The organism is Providencia sp. PROV236, assembly GCF_033676985.1.
GTDB lineage: Bacteria > Pseudomonadota > Gammaproteobacteria > Enterobacterales > Enterobacteriaceae > Providencia > Providencia manganoxydans.
The window spans coordinates 3,253,938-3,271,002 of record NZ_CP096297.1; the positions used below are offsets into that span (position 1 = coordinate 3,253,938).

Annotated in this window: 15 protein-coding genes; 6 read left to right on the forward strand and 9 right to left on the reverse strand. The window is 40.6% G+C overall.

Going from position 1 to position 17,065, the window contains the following annotated elements; all coding sequences use genetic code 11:
• Nucleotides 1–48: 48 nt before the first annotated feature.
• Both M1E96_RS14970 and M1E96_RS14975 read left to right on the forward strand, forming a co-directional pair.
• Entirely contained in the window at nucleotides 49–543 is a 495-nt protein-coding gene (locus tag M1E96_RS14970; RefSeq protein ID WP_070924948.1) for a YbaK/prolyl-tRNA synthetase associated domain-containing protein, read from the forward strand.
• A gap of 95 nt (nucleotides 544–638) precedes the next feature.
• The gene (locus tag M1E96_RS14975; RefSeq protein WP_070924949.1) at nucleotides 639–881 is read left to right on the forward strand and encodes a DUF883 C-terminal domain-containing protein; all 243 of its coding nucleotides are present in this window, start codon (nucleotides 639–641) and stop codon (nucleotides 879–881) included.
• A gap of 53 nt (nucleotides 882–934) precedes the next feature.
• On the opposite strand, the gene M1E96_RS14980 is transcribed toward M1E96_RS14975, so the two are convergent.
• The gene (locus M1E96_RS14980; protein WP_272581036.1) at nucleotides 935–1,567 is read right to left on the reverse strand and encodes a CatB-related O-acetyltransferase; all 633 of its coding nucleotides are present in this window, start codon (nucleotides 1,565–1,567) and stop codon (nucleotides 935–937) included.
• Nucleotides 1,568–1,681: 114 nt separating this feature from the next.
• Entirely contained in the window at nucleotides 1,682–2,875 is a 1,194-nt protein-coding gene (locus M1E96_RS14985; RefSeq protein WP_319068781.1) for a multidrug effflux MFS transporter, read from the reverse strand.
• A gap of 330 nt (nucleotides 2,876–3,205) precedes the next feature.
• On the opposite strand from M1E96_RS14985, the gene M1E96_RS14990 reads away from it, so the two are divergent.
• Nucleotides 3,206–3,838, forward strand: a complete 633-nt coding sequence (locus M1E96_RS14990) for a lytic polysaccharide monooxygenase (protein ID WP_140180580.1) — start codon at nucleotides 3,206–3,208, stop codon at nucleotides 3,836–3,838.
• A gap of 91 nt (nucleotides 3,839–3,929) precedes the next feature.
• Here M1E96_RS14990 and gndA read toward each other — a convergent pair whose 3' ends face one another.
• Entirely contained in the window at nucleotides 3,930–5,336 is a 1,407-nt protein-coding gene (gndA, locus tag M1E96_RS14995) for an NADP-dependent phosphogluconate dehydrogenase (RefSeq protein ID WP_070924953.1), read from the reverse strand.
• 244 nt (nucleotides 5,337–5,580) lie between these two features.
• Between gndA and M1E96_RS15000 the strand changes: the two genes are divergently transcribed.
• Nucleotides 5,581–7,152, forward strand: coding sequence for a TerC family protein (locus tag M1E96_RS15000; protein WP_070924954.1), 1,572 nt, complete (start codon nucleotides 5,581–5,583; stop codon nucleotides 7,150–7,152).
• 195 nt (nucleotides 7,153–7,347) lie between these two features.
• The gene (locus tag M1E96_RS15005) at nucleotides 7,348–7,911 is read left to right on the forward strand and encodes a hypothetical protein (RefSeq protein WP_337979535.1); all 564 of its coding nucleotides are present in this window, start codon (nucleotides 7,348–7,350) and stop codon (nucleotides 7,909–7,911) included.
• Nucleotides 7,912–7,961: 50 nt separating this feature from the next.
• Here M1E96_RS15005 and asmA read toward each other — a convergent pair whose 3' ends face one another.
• The 6 genes from asmA to apbC form a co-directional block, all read right to left on the reverse strand.
• Entirely contained in the window at nucleotides 7,962–9,815 is a 1,854-nt protein-coding gene (gene asmA, locus M1E96_RS15010) for an outer membrane assembly protein AsmA (RefSeq protein WP_272581039.1), read from the reverse strand.
• Between the two features lie 233 nt (nucleotides 9,816–10,048).
• Nucleotides 10,049–10,630, reverse strand: a complete 582-nt coding sequence (gene dcd / locus M1E96_RS15015; RefSeq protein WP_070924956.1) for a dCTP deaminase — start codon at nucleotides 10,628–10,630, stop codon at nucleotides 10,049–10,051.
• A 45-nt stretch (nucleotides 10,631–10,675) separates the two neighbouring features.
• Entirely contained in the window at nucleotides 10,676–11,320 is a 645-nt protein-coding gene (gene udk, locus M1E96_RS15020) for a uridine kinase (protein ID WP_272581040.1), read from the reverse strand.
• Nucleotides 11,321–11,643: 323 nt separating this feature from the next.
• Entirely contained in the window at nucleotides 11,644–12,600 is a 957-nt protein-coding gene (htpX, locus tag M1E96_RS15025) for a zinc metalloprotease HtpX (protein ID WP_272581041.1), read from the reverse strand.
• A 69-nt stretch (nucleotides 12,601–12,669) separates the two neighbouring features.
• Nucleotides 12,670–13,230, reverse strand: a complete 561-nt coding sequence (locus tag M1E96_RS15030) for a LemA family protein (protein ID WP_070924959.1) — start codon at nucleotides 13,228–13,230, stop codon at nucleotides 12,670–12,672.
• Between the two features lie 336 nt (nucleotides 13,231–13,566).
• Entirely contained in the window at nucleotides 13,567–14,679 is a 1,113-nt protein-coding gene (gene apbC, locus M1E96_RS15035; RefSeq protein WP_070924960.1) for an iron-sulfur cluster carrier protein ApbC, read from the reverse strand.
• A 350-nt stretch (nucleotides 14,680–15,029) separates the two neighbouring features.
• Here apbC and metG point away from each other — a divergent pair, with 350 nt between their 5' ends.
• Nucleotides 15,030–17,057: a methionine--tRNA ligase gene (metG, locus tag M1E96_RS15040; protein WP_070924961.1), complete on the forward strand. Its 2,028-nt coding sequence runs from the start codon at nucleotides 15,030–15,032 to the stop codon at nucleotides 17,055–17,057.
• Nucleotides 17,058–17,065: the final 8 nt, after the last annotated feature.

Here is a 17,065-nt window from a genome sequence, read left to right on the forward strand (position 1 = left end):
CTGACTTGCTATCATTCTATCAGTCTGATTTAAAAGAAAAGAGGCATCATGTCAGAAAACATTATTTTTAATCAATTAACACAATTGCTTGATCAACATAATGCGAGATACCGTGTTATGGAGCATTCAACGGCAGGAAAATCAGAAGAAGTCGCTAAAATTCGCGGAACCCAATTGGGCCAAGGGGCGAAAGGTCTCGTGTGCCACGTCAAAGGCAATGGTATTCGCCAACATGTACTCGCCATTTTACCCGCTGATAAACAAGCAGATTTAAGTAAAATAGCCCATGCAATTGGTGGGACACGTGCATCACTTGCTAGCCCAAAAGAAGTCGATGAACTGACCCAATGCGTTTTCGGTGCCATCCCCCCTTTTAGCTTTCATCCATCACTTAAATTGATTGCTGATCCTCTATTGTTTGTACGTTTCGATGAACTCGCTTTTAATGCGGGAACACTTGAACGTTCAATTATTCTAAATACTGAAGATTATCAAAAAGTCGCAAATCCAACGCTAGTTGAATTTATCCGTATTGAAGAATGAATGTAAAGCTGACTCAGTTTAAGTAAAAAGCACACAAGATATTATGAGGCTGCTACACTTAATAATAGCGACTATTGACTATTAAGGAGAATATAATGAGCTTATTCGATAAAGCAGAAAATAAAGCAAGAGAAGCCGCAGGTGCAGCAGAACAAACCTACGGTGAAGCAACAGGCTCCACAGAACATCAAATTAAAGGTTCAATACGCCAATGTGCAGCTCAAGGCTGTGACACATTAAATAGTGCAGTAGATACAGTAAAAAATAACCCCCTCGCCGCTGCTACCGTTGCCGCAGGTATAGGTTTTGTGTTTGGCTACTTAGTCGGTAAAAAATAATTTTAAATACGCAAAAGGGAATGATGCATAATCATTCCCTATGAGTCATCGTATTATTGAGTTTGATATTTAATGAGTGCCGCTTTTAATGCTGCGATATCTGAACCACACAAATAAGGTTTTAAGGCAGTGAACTGCTCTTCTGGCCAATCATAGATTTTCATCTCAAGCAGATCAGTAATAATACCCGTCGAGAAACGTTGACCAATTGGTTTTGCAGGATTACCGCCTACAATAGTATATGGCTCTACATCTTTAACCACCACACTATTGGCCGCGATCACGGCTCCCTCACCAATATGGATACCTGGCATGATCATCGCTCGCATACCAATCCAAACGCCATCGCTAATCACTGTATCGCCTTTACCGATATAAGCGTCTTCAATATGTTCAAGAAAAGGATATAAACAAAACCAATCTATTCGATGAGTGTGGTTTCCCCCCATCAAAATCACGGTTTCACCTGCAATGCACACATAATCGCCAATATACAGTTGATCGACATCCCAAGCTAACTGCCAATCGCGGCTGCCTTCATCTCCAACCAAATAACGCACAACCGACTGCTCAAATCCATTATCCCAACAGTCGCTGTAATAGCTATGCTGCCCTTTAATATGGATATTTGGGTTCTGTACAACTTCATGAAGTAATTGGTATTTTGACCAATGTTTTTGATTCATGGTAACAATCCTGATTAGATAAGTTATTACCATAGAACGCTGTCTATGGTGATGTATTCGCGCTCAACAACACATCACCTTTAGCCACTCGAGGCTGCTTTAATAACGGGTTTATCATTTATTAACCTCAGTCTGTGTTGCTAGTTTTAAGCTAGTATTTCTTGCTTTGAGTGCAATCACACAGCCTAATAGCATCAAAGCCGCCAATGCCCATTTCGCAGGCAACATCGAGTAAATTGCTAACAAACTCAATGCAGCACCTACCGCCATTTGAATAAAGCCAACTAACGCAGAAGCCGTTCCCGCTTCCTTTTCAAAAGGCTCTAAAGCATAACTCGTCGCTGTTCCCATCATAAATGCTAAGCCAGTACAGGCGCAGGCGACAGGCAACATATAAGCTAACCAGTGATTTTGCAATGAAGCAGGCAATAAGGTTAAACCGAATAATAGCCCTAAGCACCCCACAGCCATAAAAATACTACCTGCTTTTAAGCAGTTCGGACGACCAATCTTCGGAATATAATAATTCGCAACATAGCTTGCGAACATGATCCAAAAGCCATTTGCCCCAAATGCTAAAGAAAACTGTAACGGCGAGAGACCTGAATCCCCCATTAACACAACTGGAGAGAAAGAAACATACGTCAATACCATTCCCATACTGCCTGCATTAACCAATGCAAATATCATGAAGTTTTTATGGCGTAAAATATGCAGATAATGATTCAGTTGTAGCTTTTTAACGCCCTTTAAACTTTCAGGACGTGTTTCGGGTAAAAACGCGATCACTAGCACTAAAATCACTAACGCATACAGGGCTAAGAACCAAAAAGGTGCTCGCCACCCCCAATATTCCGCCAGAAAGCCCCCCAAAAGCGGCGCTAGTGCAGGGACAATGTTCAACGTGCCGTTTAAAAAACCAAATGCACGAGCCGCTTCAGTGCCATTTAATCGGTCTCGTACGCCACTAAAAGCCACCACGCCAGTACAGCAAACAGCAATCCCTTGCAGCACTCTTGCCGCAATAAAAATTTCTGCCGTCGTTGATAACGCAGCCACAGAGGAGCCTATGATATAAATAAAAATACCAATAATGGCGATAGGCTTACGACCATAGCGATCAATCAATGGTCCTGAGATTAGCTGCCCTAACCCAAAAATGAGAATAAACAGCGCAATGGTTGACTGGATCAGTGACTCAGGAGACCCTAATGCAATGGCAATTGCAGGGATCGTCGGTAAGTACAAATCGATCGCTAATGGGCTAAGGAGTACCAACAACAGTAAGAGAACAAGAAATTTCCGCATAAAATAAAGTATTAGATTAATAAGCATCAAAGAATAAGTTAGGAAGCAGCGCAGCTGATGCCCTACTGCAATAAAAAGCCGACTGATGATTCTATCAAGATTATCAATCAAAGCCACAACAAGATAAATATTTCCTCTATTGAATGAGCACAATTCATATACAAGTATTATTGAATAAAGATTTAATTAATATTGCATAGTTCTATTCAATATCTTTGTCACCCAAAATGATAAAAATATGATTACTGGCGTTATAGATCATTGCTATGACATCACATTTGTTAATCGCCAGTAAGTAATCTTCTTTTTATCTTTTCATTCGAGGTTATTATGAGATATCTAATTGCATCATCAATATACGCTAGTGTGTTAGGAGTACTATTCGCCGTCTCTTCATTTCAGGTTAACGCTCATGGCTATGTCAGAGTACCGCAAAGCCGCTCATATCAATGTAGTTATAATGATGATTTTAATAAAGGTCAAAAAACCCCCACCAATTTTAACTGTGGACTCGGTGCTGAATATGAACCACAAAGTATTGAAGTCCATAACGGTTTTCCTGAATTTGGTCCTCCCGATGGAAAAATAGCCAGTGGAGGGATAGAACGTTTTCTTCCCTTAGATGAACAAAGCCCCACACGTTGGAACAAAATTGATATGAAAACAGGTAATAATACTTTTACTTGGTTTCTGACTATGCAGCACTCAACCACTAATTGGCGCTTCTTTATTACTAAAAATGGTTGGGATCAATCTGCACCATTAACTCGCGCGACCTTTGATCTAACCCCATTTTGTCAACGGAATGACTATGGTGCCATACCACCTTTAAAAACTGATATACCGTTTAGTTGTAAGATACCTGAGGATCATGAGGGCTACCATGTCATCTTAGCCACATGGGATATAGCAGATACACAAAATGCATTTTATCAAGTGATTGATGTTAACTTGAGTAAATAATGTTTAATAAAAAAATGAATACCTTAAATAAATAAGAGCCTTAGAAAACTAAGGCTCTTATCAATATTTAATTAATCATCAATACTCGCGATTATTCCATCCATTCAGTGTGGAATACGCCTTCTTTATCAGTACGCTTATAAGTGTGAGCACCAAAATAGTCACGCTGCGCTTGGATCAAGTTGGCAGGCAATACCGCCGCACGATAGCTATCATAATAAGAAATCGCTGCAGAGAAGGTTGGTGTAGGAATGCCGTTTTGTACGCCATAACACACAACATCACGCAGAGCTTGCTGATATTCATCAGCGATTTGCTTAAAGTATGGCGCTAACAATAGGTTAGCAATTTGCGCGTTATCGTTGTATGCATCAGTGATTTTTTGCAGGAACTGCGCACGAATAATACAACCCGCACGGAAGATTTTAGCAATCTCACCATAGTTCAGATCCCAATTGTATTCATCTGAAGCCGCTTTCAACTGTTGGAAGCCTTGTGCGTAAGAAACAATTTTACCTAAATACAGAGCACGACGAACCTTCTCAATAAATTGTTTTTTATCACCTTCAACTGGCTTTAGGACTGGCCCCGTTAGAACTTTAGATGCTGCAACACGTTGGTCTTTCAGGAAAGAGATATAACGTGCAAATACAGATTCAGTGATTAACGTAACAGGAATACCTAGATCCAATGAACTTTGGCTGGTCCACTTACCGGTACCTTTGTTCGCTGCTTCATCTAAAATCACATCAACCAAATATTTTCCATCTTCATCTTTTTTCTTGAAGATATCAGCGGTGATTTCGATCAGGTAGCTGCTAAGTTCACCTTGGTTCCAATCAGCAAAAATCTCTGCTAATTCTTCATTACTTAGATTTAATGAGCCTTTCAGTAATGAATACGCTTCAGCGATCAACTGCATGTCACCGTATTCGATACCATTGTGAACCATTTTCACATAGTGACCAGCTCCATCTGGACCGATATACGTTACGCAAGGTTCGCCTTCGGCTTTAGCGGCGATTTCTTTCAAAATTGGCGCAACTAATTCGTAAGCTTCTTTTTGGCCACCTGGCATAATAGATGGGCCTTTTAGAGCGCCTTCTTCACCACCTGAAACACCTGTACCGATAAAGTTGAAGCCTTGCTCAGACAATTCACGGTTACGACGGATAGTGTCTTTATACAGGGTGTTACCGCCATCAATCAGGATATCACCTTTATCGAGATGCGGAGTTAATGCAGCAATCGTCTTATCCGTTGCTTCACCCGCTTTCACCATCAGCAGGATACGGCGTGGTTTTTCCAGAGAGTCGACAAACTCTTCAATCGTGTAGCTGGGAACTAATTTTTTCCCTGGATTTTCGGCAATAACTTCATCCGTTTTATCTTTTGAACGGTTGAAAATAGAGACTGAATAACCACGGCTTTCAATATTAAGCGCTAGGTTACGCCCCATGACAGCCATACCGACAACGCCAATCTGTTGCTTTGACATGAAAAACTCCTGTCTGATTAAGACCTACGCCAGCAATCTGATTGCTGACAATTCTGTTAACAGGATCACATGTTAACTCAGGTTTGTTCCGCTGGGTAGTTATTGATGCAATCGTTGGCGCAAACGGAACATAATTTATAGATTATCGTCTCATAAGCGTGAATTCTTATTGATATTTGCGACAACAAACCGCATTATTCATCAGTCGGCATAAGCCGTCATATTAGAAGGTAAAACAAACTGTATGGAATGGATCGCAGATCCTTCGATTTGGGCGGGGCTTGCCACCCTAATCGTTCTAGAAATCGTTCTTGGTATTGATAACCTCGTTTTTATCGCCATTTTGGCCGATAAGCTACCGCAAAAGCTGCGTGACCGCGCCCGCGTAACGGGTCTAATGCTCGCACTGGTTATGCGCGTTGTTTTACTCTTTAGCTTGTCTTGGCTCATTACACTCACCAAGCCATTAATTACACTCTTTGATCACCCATTTAGCGCCCGAGATCTCATCATGCTAATCGGGGGGTTATTTTTGCTGTTTAAAGCCACAATGGAGCTAAATGAGCGGCTAGAGGGGGCTGATGAACACACCAATAGCCAACGAAAAACATCGAATTTCTGGGCTGTGGTTGCACAAATTATCGTCCTAGATGCGGTATTCTCACTGGATTCAGTGATTACTGCCGTCGGTATGGTTGACCATATTGGCGTCATGGTAGCAGCCGTCACCATTGCAATGGCATTGATGATATGGGCAAGTAAACCATTAACAAGCTTTGTTAATAATCACCCAACTATAGTTATTTTGTGCCTTAGCTTCTTACTGATGATAGGCTTTAGTTTAGTGGCAGAAGGCTTTGGTTACGCTATACCGAAAGGCTACCTGTACGCAGCGATTGGTTTCTCTATCATGATTGAGGTTTTGAACCAATTTGCTCAGTTCAATCGCCGTAAATTCTTAAAAGGCAGTCGTCCGCTACGTGAACGCACTGCTGAAGCTGTATTACGTATTTTAAGTGGTAAACATGAAACCGCTGAGTTAGATGCGCGCACATCAGACTTAATTGCTGATAATCAATCTGTATTTGACCCACAAGAACGCCAAATGATTGCACGTGTTTTGGGGATGGCACAACGTAACGTGGAAAGCATCATGACTTCTCGTCACGATGTGGAGTATTTAGACATCAATAAATCTGCCAGTGATTTATTACAGTTGATGGAAAAAAATCCGCATTCGCGCTTTGTGGTCATTGATGAAACCATTAATGATGAGCCAGTAGGTGTTGTTCATGTTCTTGATTTAGTGAAACAACAGTTAAGCGGACAGCCATTGAATTTACGTGCGCTGATTTCTCAGCCGCTTATCTTCCCTGAAGGGTTATCACTGTTAAAAGCGCTTGAACAGTTCCGTAAGGCACAAACTCACTTCGCATTTGTGGTTGATGAGTTTGGTACAGTTGAGGGCGTAGTAACGCTAACCGACGTAATGGAAACCATCGCAGGTAACCTGCCTGAAGGGGCGGAAGACAATGACTCACGCCACGATATTCAAAAATTGGAAGATGGCAATTGGGTTGCCAATGGCTTTATGCCGTTAGAAGACCTTATTTTGTTTGTGCCCATTCACTTAGAAGATAAACGTGAATATGAAACGATTGCGGGCCTATTGATGGAACACCTTCAGCGTATCCCTGAAGAAGGTGAAAAAATTGAAATCAATGGCTGCATTTTCCAAGCGTTGGAAGTTAATAGTCACCGTATTAGTAAAGTACTGATTATTCCACCGAAAAGACATGCCGATGATGAAGAGTAATCATTGTTGATAGTATGTTCATGCCAAACACAATACCGGCCGATTGGCCGGTATTTTTTTGTTGTTTTTTCGTCAATCAATATTTGTCGATAAAATACCCAGCTAACATTGATAATCTTAAGGCGTTTTTTGCAAGAGTTTACTATTGAGATGTTCAATAATTTGAGCAACTTAATAATATTACTCGAGGTTAGAATGACTACTTCTATTTCAGATCACAATAAATTAGCAATTTATAGCAGCCAGTTAGGCCAAATATCAAAAAAAAATACAGAAGAAACTAAAGCATCAATTGTAAATTCAATAAATAATGCTAGTAATTCACCAATAGAAAAACCTCAAGTAGAAGCAGCTAAACAAGGAAAGGCTCATACAGGTGATCTTAAACAATTAAATGATAATATCAAAACATTAAAAAATTTAGTGAGCGAATATCAAAGCAATGATAAGTCATTGCCATTAGGCTGGGGTACTGAAAAAAAAGGCCGCTTAGAAAAAATACAAAAAAACATAAGTAATATATTAAAAGATATAGATAATTATGCGCTTCGGATTGCAGGAAATGAAACAAAAGCACAAGCTCGTAAAGCAAAACAACTTAGCAGTGACATAAGTACTACAAAGACGTTACTCAGCTCAATAGGCGAGATAGACAGTAAAGCAAAATTGGGTCAACAAATTTCGAATAATGAGCAAAAATCTCGGACAGAACAGTATGAGAGTAAACAACTCCAAAAATTATTAGGGCGTACTCAATAATATTAGCTTAATCCACACTCTGTTCACATATCAGAGTGTGGATACAATCATCAAAGCGCATTTAACAAATCACTTAGCCCTTGCTTTTCTTCTTTCTTCAAAAAGTTACCAATCGCCTCTTTAGCTTGGCTTCTTAACTCATTACGCAGTAGCTTTTCAACATTGAGTTGATATTGCAGATTATTCCACCCGCCGTAAATACGTAACGGAATAGTCATCGCCTGTAACTGTTGGATAAAGCGTGAATCACCGCCCCATCCTTGAGTAATCTGTACACCTAAATTAACATCTAGACTTTCAGCCGGCACATTAGCCCAACCTTGCCCTGTAATTGAAATCAACGGTGAGGTGGCTTGCATCGAAGCAATATTAATAATGCCTTTATTTAAACGGCCATTAACCGTGAACAATTCAACTTCTGTATAATTACCGGTATTCACTGGCGCATTAATTTTATTGGTCACTCGTGAAATAGACTGCTGGATCAGTAACGGAATATTAAGCCCAGCCAATCGCGCATTGCGTAGACTAAAATTAATCGGCCCTTGCCATAAATTTTTCACGGCATAATCATCATAACCGGGTCCAGACAAATCTGCGTTAATGGTAACAATACCGCTGAGCTTCTCAGGCATATTAAAGGCTTTTAATAATGGCGTAAGATCGATATTTTGAATATTAGGTTTTGCGGTGAGTTGTGCTGGCACATTGGTATAATCAATAGTGACTGGCAGTGAAAACTGCCCGCTAAATGCCTTACCTTCAAACTGCGAAATCACCAATTGAGGCGCTTGATTTTGCGCTACAAATTTGACGGCATTGACTGCCATACCACGATATACCAAATTATCAATATTCAAATTAATATTGGCAGTAAAGGATTTTAAATTCGACAAATCATATTTTTGCGTTTGCTTACCAGATATAACTGGTTTCACACCAACCCTAACTGAATTCTCTGTTTCATTGGCGCTATTATTACTGGTATTTTCATTGGAATGCGGCGTACCTAATAGCTTATCAAGGTTCAGCATAGTTGAAGAAAGCTGTACATTCACATCAGGGATATTCCCTAACTTGGCATTAATCTTACCCGTTAGTTCGCTATCATTGGCTTTAATAATAATATTAGTTAAGTTTGCTGTTGCAATATCATCTTTAAGATAAGCAAAATCAGCAGTAAATTGCCCCGTGACACCCCCTTCAGGCAAGTCAACGCCAGTAAAGGTATAGTCAAATTGGCTTAATTGCCCACTAATTTGATGCGATAATTGAGAAAGATCTAACTCAGCTTGTGCATCAAAGCGGAGCTCTTGCTGATTTTTATTTAAATTACCGCTAAATTTAGCTTTGATTTTACGCTCATCACTTTTTTTCAGTGAAAGATCAATATTGCGTAAATTGTATTCATCGTTTTTGGTTTTCCAGATCACCAAACTATTCGATACTTCAACTTGATTAATATCGAGCAACCATTGGCTTTTTTCTGTAGAGCTTGGAGTGCGCTGATGACCTTCAGGTGCGATAGGTGAATTGGTACTAATTTGTGGTTCGCTTTCAGGCGTTTGACGAATAACTGCGCCATCTAAAACAATTTGCTCTACAGATAGGCGGTGAGAAAGCAAGGGCCATAATTCCACATCGAGACGCATATTTTCCGCGCTCAATACGGGCTGGCTCGCATTTGGAGCGGTTACCGAGACAGGACCTGTAATAATGCTTAATGTCGGCCAAACATGCCAACGCATATCACCTTTGAAATCGAGCTGATAGCCGCTCTTTTTCTCCACTTTTTCGACCAAATATTGCCTGAAGTCATTTGGATTAACGAGCATCACTAATGCGGTTAACCCTACAACAACCACAACCAACAAAATGACCAGTGTCGTCAGAAACCGTTTCATTCTTCCCTCACTTAAATTATGTCTGCTACGCCACACAAAAGGCTCACACTACACCTATCCCTGCAATTTACGGAATTACCCTATACTCATCATACTTCAAGTTGCAGATTTTTCACTAAGGTACCAGCGACTCGAATCACTTTATTTACCCATGTTCATCGGCTAGCTTCACTTGCCGCCTATCTGCATCTTGAATGACTTAAAGTTACATAATAGTAATTCCGTTATACTTCTCAGTCTTCGCTAATGCGACTACCTACCGCCCCTTGCTGATTTTTATATTTCGCATCTTGCCGACTATTATAAGGGCGATCAGCACTACCTGATAATGGTTCAAAACTTAATGCACCAATTACCATTCCCGGACGCAGGGCTAGTGGCAATTTGCCTGAATTATAAAACTCTAACACAATTTGCCCACACCAACCGGGATCAATTCGATGCGCTGTCACATGCACCATTAGCCCTAATCGTGCTAATGATGAACGTCCATCCAGCCACCCAACAACGTTATCAGGCAGGGTAACAGACTCAAGTGTGACTGCAAGTGCCAATTCGCCTGGGTGAAGGAAAAAAGGCTCATCATCTTTAAGAATGATTTCATCACTCATCACGCGATCGAGTGCCGCGTTAACTTCATCTTTCGGGCCACTTAGGTCAATAAAAGCGGCGGTATGGCCTCGGAAAACACGAAACTGATTTCCTAAACGGACATCAGCAGTAGCTCCATTGATCCTCTCAATTGGTGGACGAGGGTTAATAACTAACTTTCCTTCATCCAACCATTGAATAATATCGCGGTCACAAAGACGCATGACAGAATCCCCCTTCATCATTTTGTCGCCTTAAAGCCCCTTGGGCTAGTCTTGGCAAAATTCGCCGATTTTCGCTTTCAAGATATCAATGGCTACGCGGTTCTTACCACCACGAGGAACAATAATATCGGCGTACTGCTTCGACGGCTCAATAAATTGTAAGAACATAGGACGAACAGTTTTATTATATTGTTCAATAACCGAGTCCAGTGTTCTACCTCTCTCATTTACATCACGTTTTATCCGACGCATCAAGCAAATATCAAGAGGAGTATCCACAAAAATTGAAAAATCCATCTCTTCCCGTAAACGTTTATCCGTTAGCAACAAGATCCCTTCAAGAATGATGACTTTTTTAGGTCTGAAATGGATAGTGGTGTCTTTGCGGGTATGAGCAACATAGTCATATTGAGGAATTTCAACGGATTGGCCGTTTTTTAGAGCTTTGAGATGTTGGTAGAGCAGACTGTGATCCATAGAATTTGGGTGGTCATAATTCACTTTTAACCGCTCTTCCATAGGGATATCAGCTTGGTCTTTATAATAACAATCTTCTGGTATAACACCGATATTATGATCACCGACCTTTTCCCTGAGTTCCCGATAGAGAGTACTCGCGATAAGGCTTTTTCCGGATGCAGAAGCTCCCGATATACCTACAATGGTACAGTGATGCGCTATGTCAGTCATAAAATGGTAACCTGGTTAAATAAATCTGAAATGAAATGCATAACTTCATATACCCGAAATAATTCGAAGTGCAACTAAGCGACCAATGAGCGCAATCACCATGCCTCAACGCAAGGCGCTACAACTTGAAGTATGACAAGTAAAAATTATGGTTGGCGAAATTATAGAGGCTAATGACGTGAGGTTCCAGCACCGCAAAGCAAACAAGCTAAAAAAACGCCAAATATCAATAAAAACCATCATAAGAAGTGTATATTTTAAAGCGTTTAGAGTGTAGCGCGGCACCAAGTCACAACGCTACAACTTGAAGCATATGGATATATTTAAAATTTTTTACGCCCTTCTAACGCCGCTATACGATTTTCAATCGAAGGATGCGTTGAAAATACCGAATCACCTTTATTAAAGATATAAGCGGCACTGCGGTAGGCATCACCAGTACTCGAATGATCATACTCTGTTTTTTCATGTTTCCCTGAAATTTTTCTCAATGCGCTGATCATCGCTTGATTATCTGTTGTTAAATCAACGGCTGCGGCATCAGCCATATATTCGCGGGTTCGTGAAAGATAAAAATAAAGAATTTGCGTGATCCAAGGCAAGACAAAATTGAGTACTAATAAAATAATTTGCGCTTTGTTCGAAGCACTATTACGGCTACGACCCGCTGTACGAATAAATAACTGACTAAAGATATTGGTAATAGTGAGGATCACATTCGCTAAAATACCGACATATAAGGTTAATTTAGAGTCACCATGAATAATATGACCGATCTCATGAGCCATCACGGCTTGTACTTCTTGCCTATTTAGCGTCTCTAATAAACCTCGAGTCACCCCTACTAGGGCATTTTTTGATGTCCAACCAGCAGCAAAAGCATTTGGTTCATCACTTTCTAAAATATATAAACGGGGAACATAACGCAGAGTCGCACTTAAACTTAACTCTTCTAATATATTACACAACTGCCTTTCTTCGGGTGTACTGGCATTTTCAGCCGTAATTTCTTTTGCATCCATCCCCGCCAACATCATTTTATGACCGCGATAATGAATATAAATCAGCCCTAAAAAAGTGAGCCCTAAAATAATTAAAGTTGCCACTGGTAACTGTTGAAAAGTGACAAACGCCAGTAAATTTTCAAAAAAACCAATTCGTTCATCAGGATGGGTGGCAGTGTCCGCTAATAATCCCACAATCAGCATGATAAAAATATAACTAATCACCACTAAACGGGTACGAATATTATTTTTACGTATGATGTCTCTAAAATCCATAGCATTCCCTATATGACTAATTTGCTCAAAGCATTGCACTTTGAGCAAACAGATCAATAACAGCCATTTTTAATCAAAATTAATACGGCGAGACTCTTCGCTTTTAATTGTTTCTTCATCAAGACGCCAATAGTCTTTATCGATTTTTAGGCTAGGAATAATACCAACAATAAATACCGCAGGCATTGATGCAATATAGGCTTTATATGCTTCTAATGCACGATTGTAGCCACGTTTTGCAAATGAAAGTTTGTTTTCTGTTGAAACTATCTCTTCTTGCAAATTCGCCATAATCGCATCCGATTTCAACTCAGGATATGCTTCTACAGCAACATTAATTGCCCCGCTGCTCACCATTTTTGACAACGCATCTTCCGCTTCACGTGCTTGTGCTCCTGTCGCATTCTGTGCCTGCGTTCTTAGCTCAGTTATCTTACTAAAAACTTCAGATTCATGGCTTAAATACTTTTTGACCGTTGCCAACAAACTATCAAATACTTTTCCGCGGCGGTCTAATTGCACTGAAATCTCCGTTTCGCTTGAAATAACAGCCTCACGCATTGCGACAATACGGTTATAAAAGTAAATAACAATCAGTACTAATACGACAATCAAAATTAAAAATTTCATAGTCACCTTTTAGGCTTCCGCCATAAATAAAATCGAATACGCAACACAAATATACTCTATATAATTCGAGATGCGGCTAGGCGACAATTAAATAAGTCGCTAGGAACATACATCAGTATGTGACTGTCGTCAGTAAACACAGTCACTGGCAGCTTAACGAAAAGCGCTGCAACTTGAAGTATGACAAGTATAATTAAACTATTCTACGCTATCACAATAAAATAGCGAAACAAGTAAACGATAAATAAGAATAAGTTGAGGGAAAAATAATTTGGAAGGAATAAATATTAAAGGATCTACATAATTAAAGAGTAGATCCTTTAAGCTTACTGGATTTTATACTGCGCGGAATGAAATCTCTGTTGGGATTTTATCACCTTCCCAATACATCAATGAAGAGATATTAGAAGCAATTTCGCGATAAATATCAGCAAACTCGCCTTCAGGATCACGCATCACTGTAGGCTGGCCACGGTCTAAGTCTTCACGCAATGAAATATGTAGAGGGATTTGTCCTAACAGCTGGGTATTATATTTTTCAGCCAGTTTTTCAGCACCACCGGTACCAAAAATAGGTTCAACATGACCACAGTTGCTACAAATGTGCGCACTCATATTTTCAACCACACCAAGTACAGGAACGTTAACTTTCTTAAACATAACGATCCCTTTCATTGCATCAACCAATGCAATATCTTGTGGCGTTGTTACTACAACAGCACCTGTTACTGGGATATTTTGTGAAAGTGTTAACTGAATATCCCCCGTTCCCGGCGGCATATCGATAACCAGATAATCTAAGTCAGGCCATAAAGTATCTTGCAACATCTGCATCAGTGCTTTACTTGCCATAGGACCACGCCATACCATCGCATTGTCATCAGTAACTAAATAACCGATAGAGTTGGTGGCCAGACCATATGCCATAATAGGCGCCATGTGTTGACCATCTGGAGAGGTTGGTCGCTCCATGGTGGTTCCTAACATGTTTGGAATCGATGGGCCATAAATATCAGCATCAAGAATACCGACTTTCGCTCCTTCTTGTGCCAAAGCCAGTGCTAAGTTGACAGAGGTACTGGATTTACCCACCCCACCTTTACCTGAGCTCACCGCCAAAATATTACGAACACCATTAATACCCGCTAAATCATTAGCACGTTTTAGTGTCGTGATATCATGACGCAGTTTCCACTCAACCGCATGAGCACCGGTTACTTTTTTCAATTCTGCCGTTTTTTCGCTGATCAGAGCCTGAAATGGCCCTTTCCACACAAACGGCATCACTAATTCGACATGCAACACATTATCCAACAGTGCACAATGATGTAATGCTTTGATAGATATCAGATTACGTTTCAGTGTTGGGTGTGTAAATGAAGCCAAAACAGTGGAGACTTTTTCAGTCAGCAGTTCTGGATTGTTCTGCTCGGGGGATTTATCGTTCATCCCGGCTCCTTTATGTTATATTTTTAACACTATACTCCAAATAATTCGAGCTGCAGTTAGGCGACAAGTGAAGATAGTCGGGGAGCATAGATAAACTATGTGACTCGGCTAGCTAAACGTAGTCAACAACGCTGCGGCTTGAAGGATTTAGGGTATATGATACTTTGACTACTATTCATCATACCAGAAACCATCAAAATAGTGAGCGCCTTACCAACTAAAAGACACTCAACAGCAAAAAAACCCTTTTTTGTCTGATTTGGCAATTAATATCCTATTACCCTAGCAGCGAAAGTTGTGATCGGGTAACATCAAAGTCCCTTTTTATTAATGGAAGTAAGATCATTACTATGTCTCAAGTCGCAAATAAACTATTGGTAACCTGTGCGTTACCGTATGCTAACGGTTCAATCCATCTCGGTCATATTCTGGAGCACATTCAGGCTGATATTTGGGTCCGTTATCAGCGAATGCGCGACAAAGAGGTTCATTTTATCTGTGCAGATGACGCACACGGCACGCCAATCATGTTGAAAGCCCAACAGCTGGGAATTTCACCGGAAGAAATGATTGCAGCAATGAACCAAGAGCATCAGGAAGATTTTGCTGGTTTTGCTATCAGTTATGATAACTATCACTCGACCCACAGTGAAGAAAACAAGCAGCTATCAGAACTTATCTACAGCAAATTAAAAAATAACGGTTTTATTAAAAACCGTACTATTTCACAACTGTACGATCCTGAAAAAGGCATGTTCCTACCAGATCGCTTCGTAAAAGGTACTTGCCCTACCTGTAAAGCAGAAGATCAGTATGGCGATAACTGTGAAGTGTGTGGCGCAACTTACAGCCCAACAGAACTGATTAACCCGCGTTCTGTGGTGTCTGGCGCTACGCCAGTAATGCGTGAAACAGAACACTTTTTCTTTGACCTACCTGCATTTAGCGACATGCTACAAGCTTGGACTCGCTCAGGTGCGCTACAAGAACAAGTCGCCAATAAGATGCAAGAGTGGTTCGAATCAGGTTTACAACAATGGGATATTACCCGCGATGCGCCGTATTTCGGTTTCGAGATCCCTGATGCACCGGGTAAATACTTCTATGTTTGGCTAGACGCACCAATTGGTTACATGGGGTCATTTAAAAACCTCTGTGATAAGCGTGGCGACCTCAATTTTGATGAGTTTTGGAATAAAGATTCAAAAACCGATCTGTATCATTTTATCGGTAAAGACATCGTTTATTTCCATAGCTTGTTCTGGCCAGCAATGCTTGAAGGCAGTGAATACCGCAAACCAACCAATCTATTTGTTCATGGTTATGTCACCGTTAATGGTGCAAAAATGTCTAAATCACGCGGGACTTTTATTACTGCTCGCGCCTATTTAGATCACCTTGATGCAGATTGCTTGCGTTATTATTATGCCGCTAAGCTTTCATCTCGTATCGATGATATCGACCTGAACTTAGAAGACTTTGTGCAACGCGTAAACAGTGACATCGTCAATAAAGTGGTTAACTTAGCATCCCGTAACGCCGGTTTTATCGCTAAACGTTTTGGCGGTAAATTATCAGCAACATTAGCTGATCCTGAGCTGTATCAGCAATTTATTGATGCAGCACAGTCAATTGGTGAAGCCTATACTAGCCGTGAATACGGTAAAGCTGTGCGTGAAATTATGGCACTCGCCGATATTGCTAACCGTTATGTGGACGAAAAGGCGCCATGGGTTGTTGCAAAACAAGAAGGCAAAGACCAAGAACTGCAAGATATCTGCTCAATGGGTATCAATTTGTTCCGTGTGTTAATGACTTACTTGAAACCTATTTTGCCAGGCCTTGCAAAACGTACCGAAGCATTTTTGAATGTCGAACTAACATGGGACTCAATCGCTACGCCATTAACTCATCATGAAGTCGCGCCATTTAAAGCGCTGTTCTCACGTATTGAAATGGCAAAAGTTGAAGCAATGGTTGAAGCGTCTAAAGAAAGCATCAAACCCGCTAAAGTTCTGACTGGCCCACTTGCAGATGATCCTCTTCAAGAAACCATCAGCTTTGATGATTTTGCTAAGGTTGATCTGCGTATCGCGTTGATCAAACAAGCTGATTTTGTTGAAGGCTCTGATAAGTTACTAAAACTGCAACTGGATATTGGTGGTGAAACTCGCCAAGTTTTCTCTGGTATTCGTAGTGCTTACCCTGATCCAAAAGCACTTGAAGGCCGTTTGACTATCATGGTCGCAAACTTAGCTCCGCGTAAAATGCGTTTTGGGCTGTCAGAAGGTATGGTAATGGCTGCTGGCCCCGGCGGAAAAGATATTTTCCTACTGAGTCCTGACAGCGGTGCTCAACCAGGTATGCAAGTAAAATAAAATAGCGG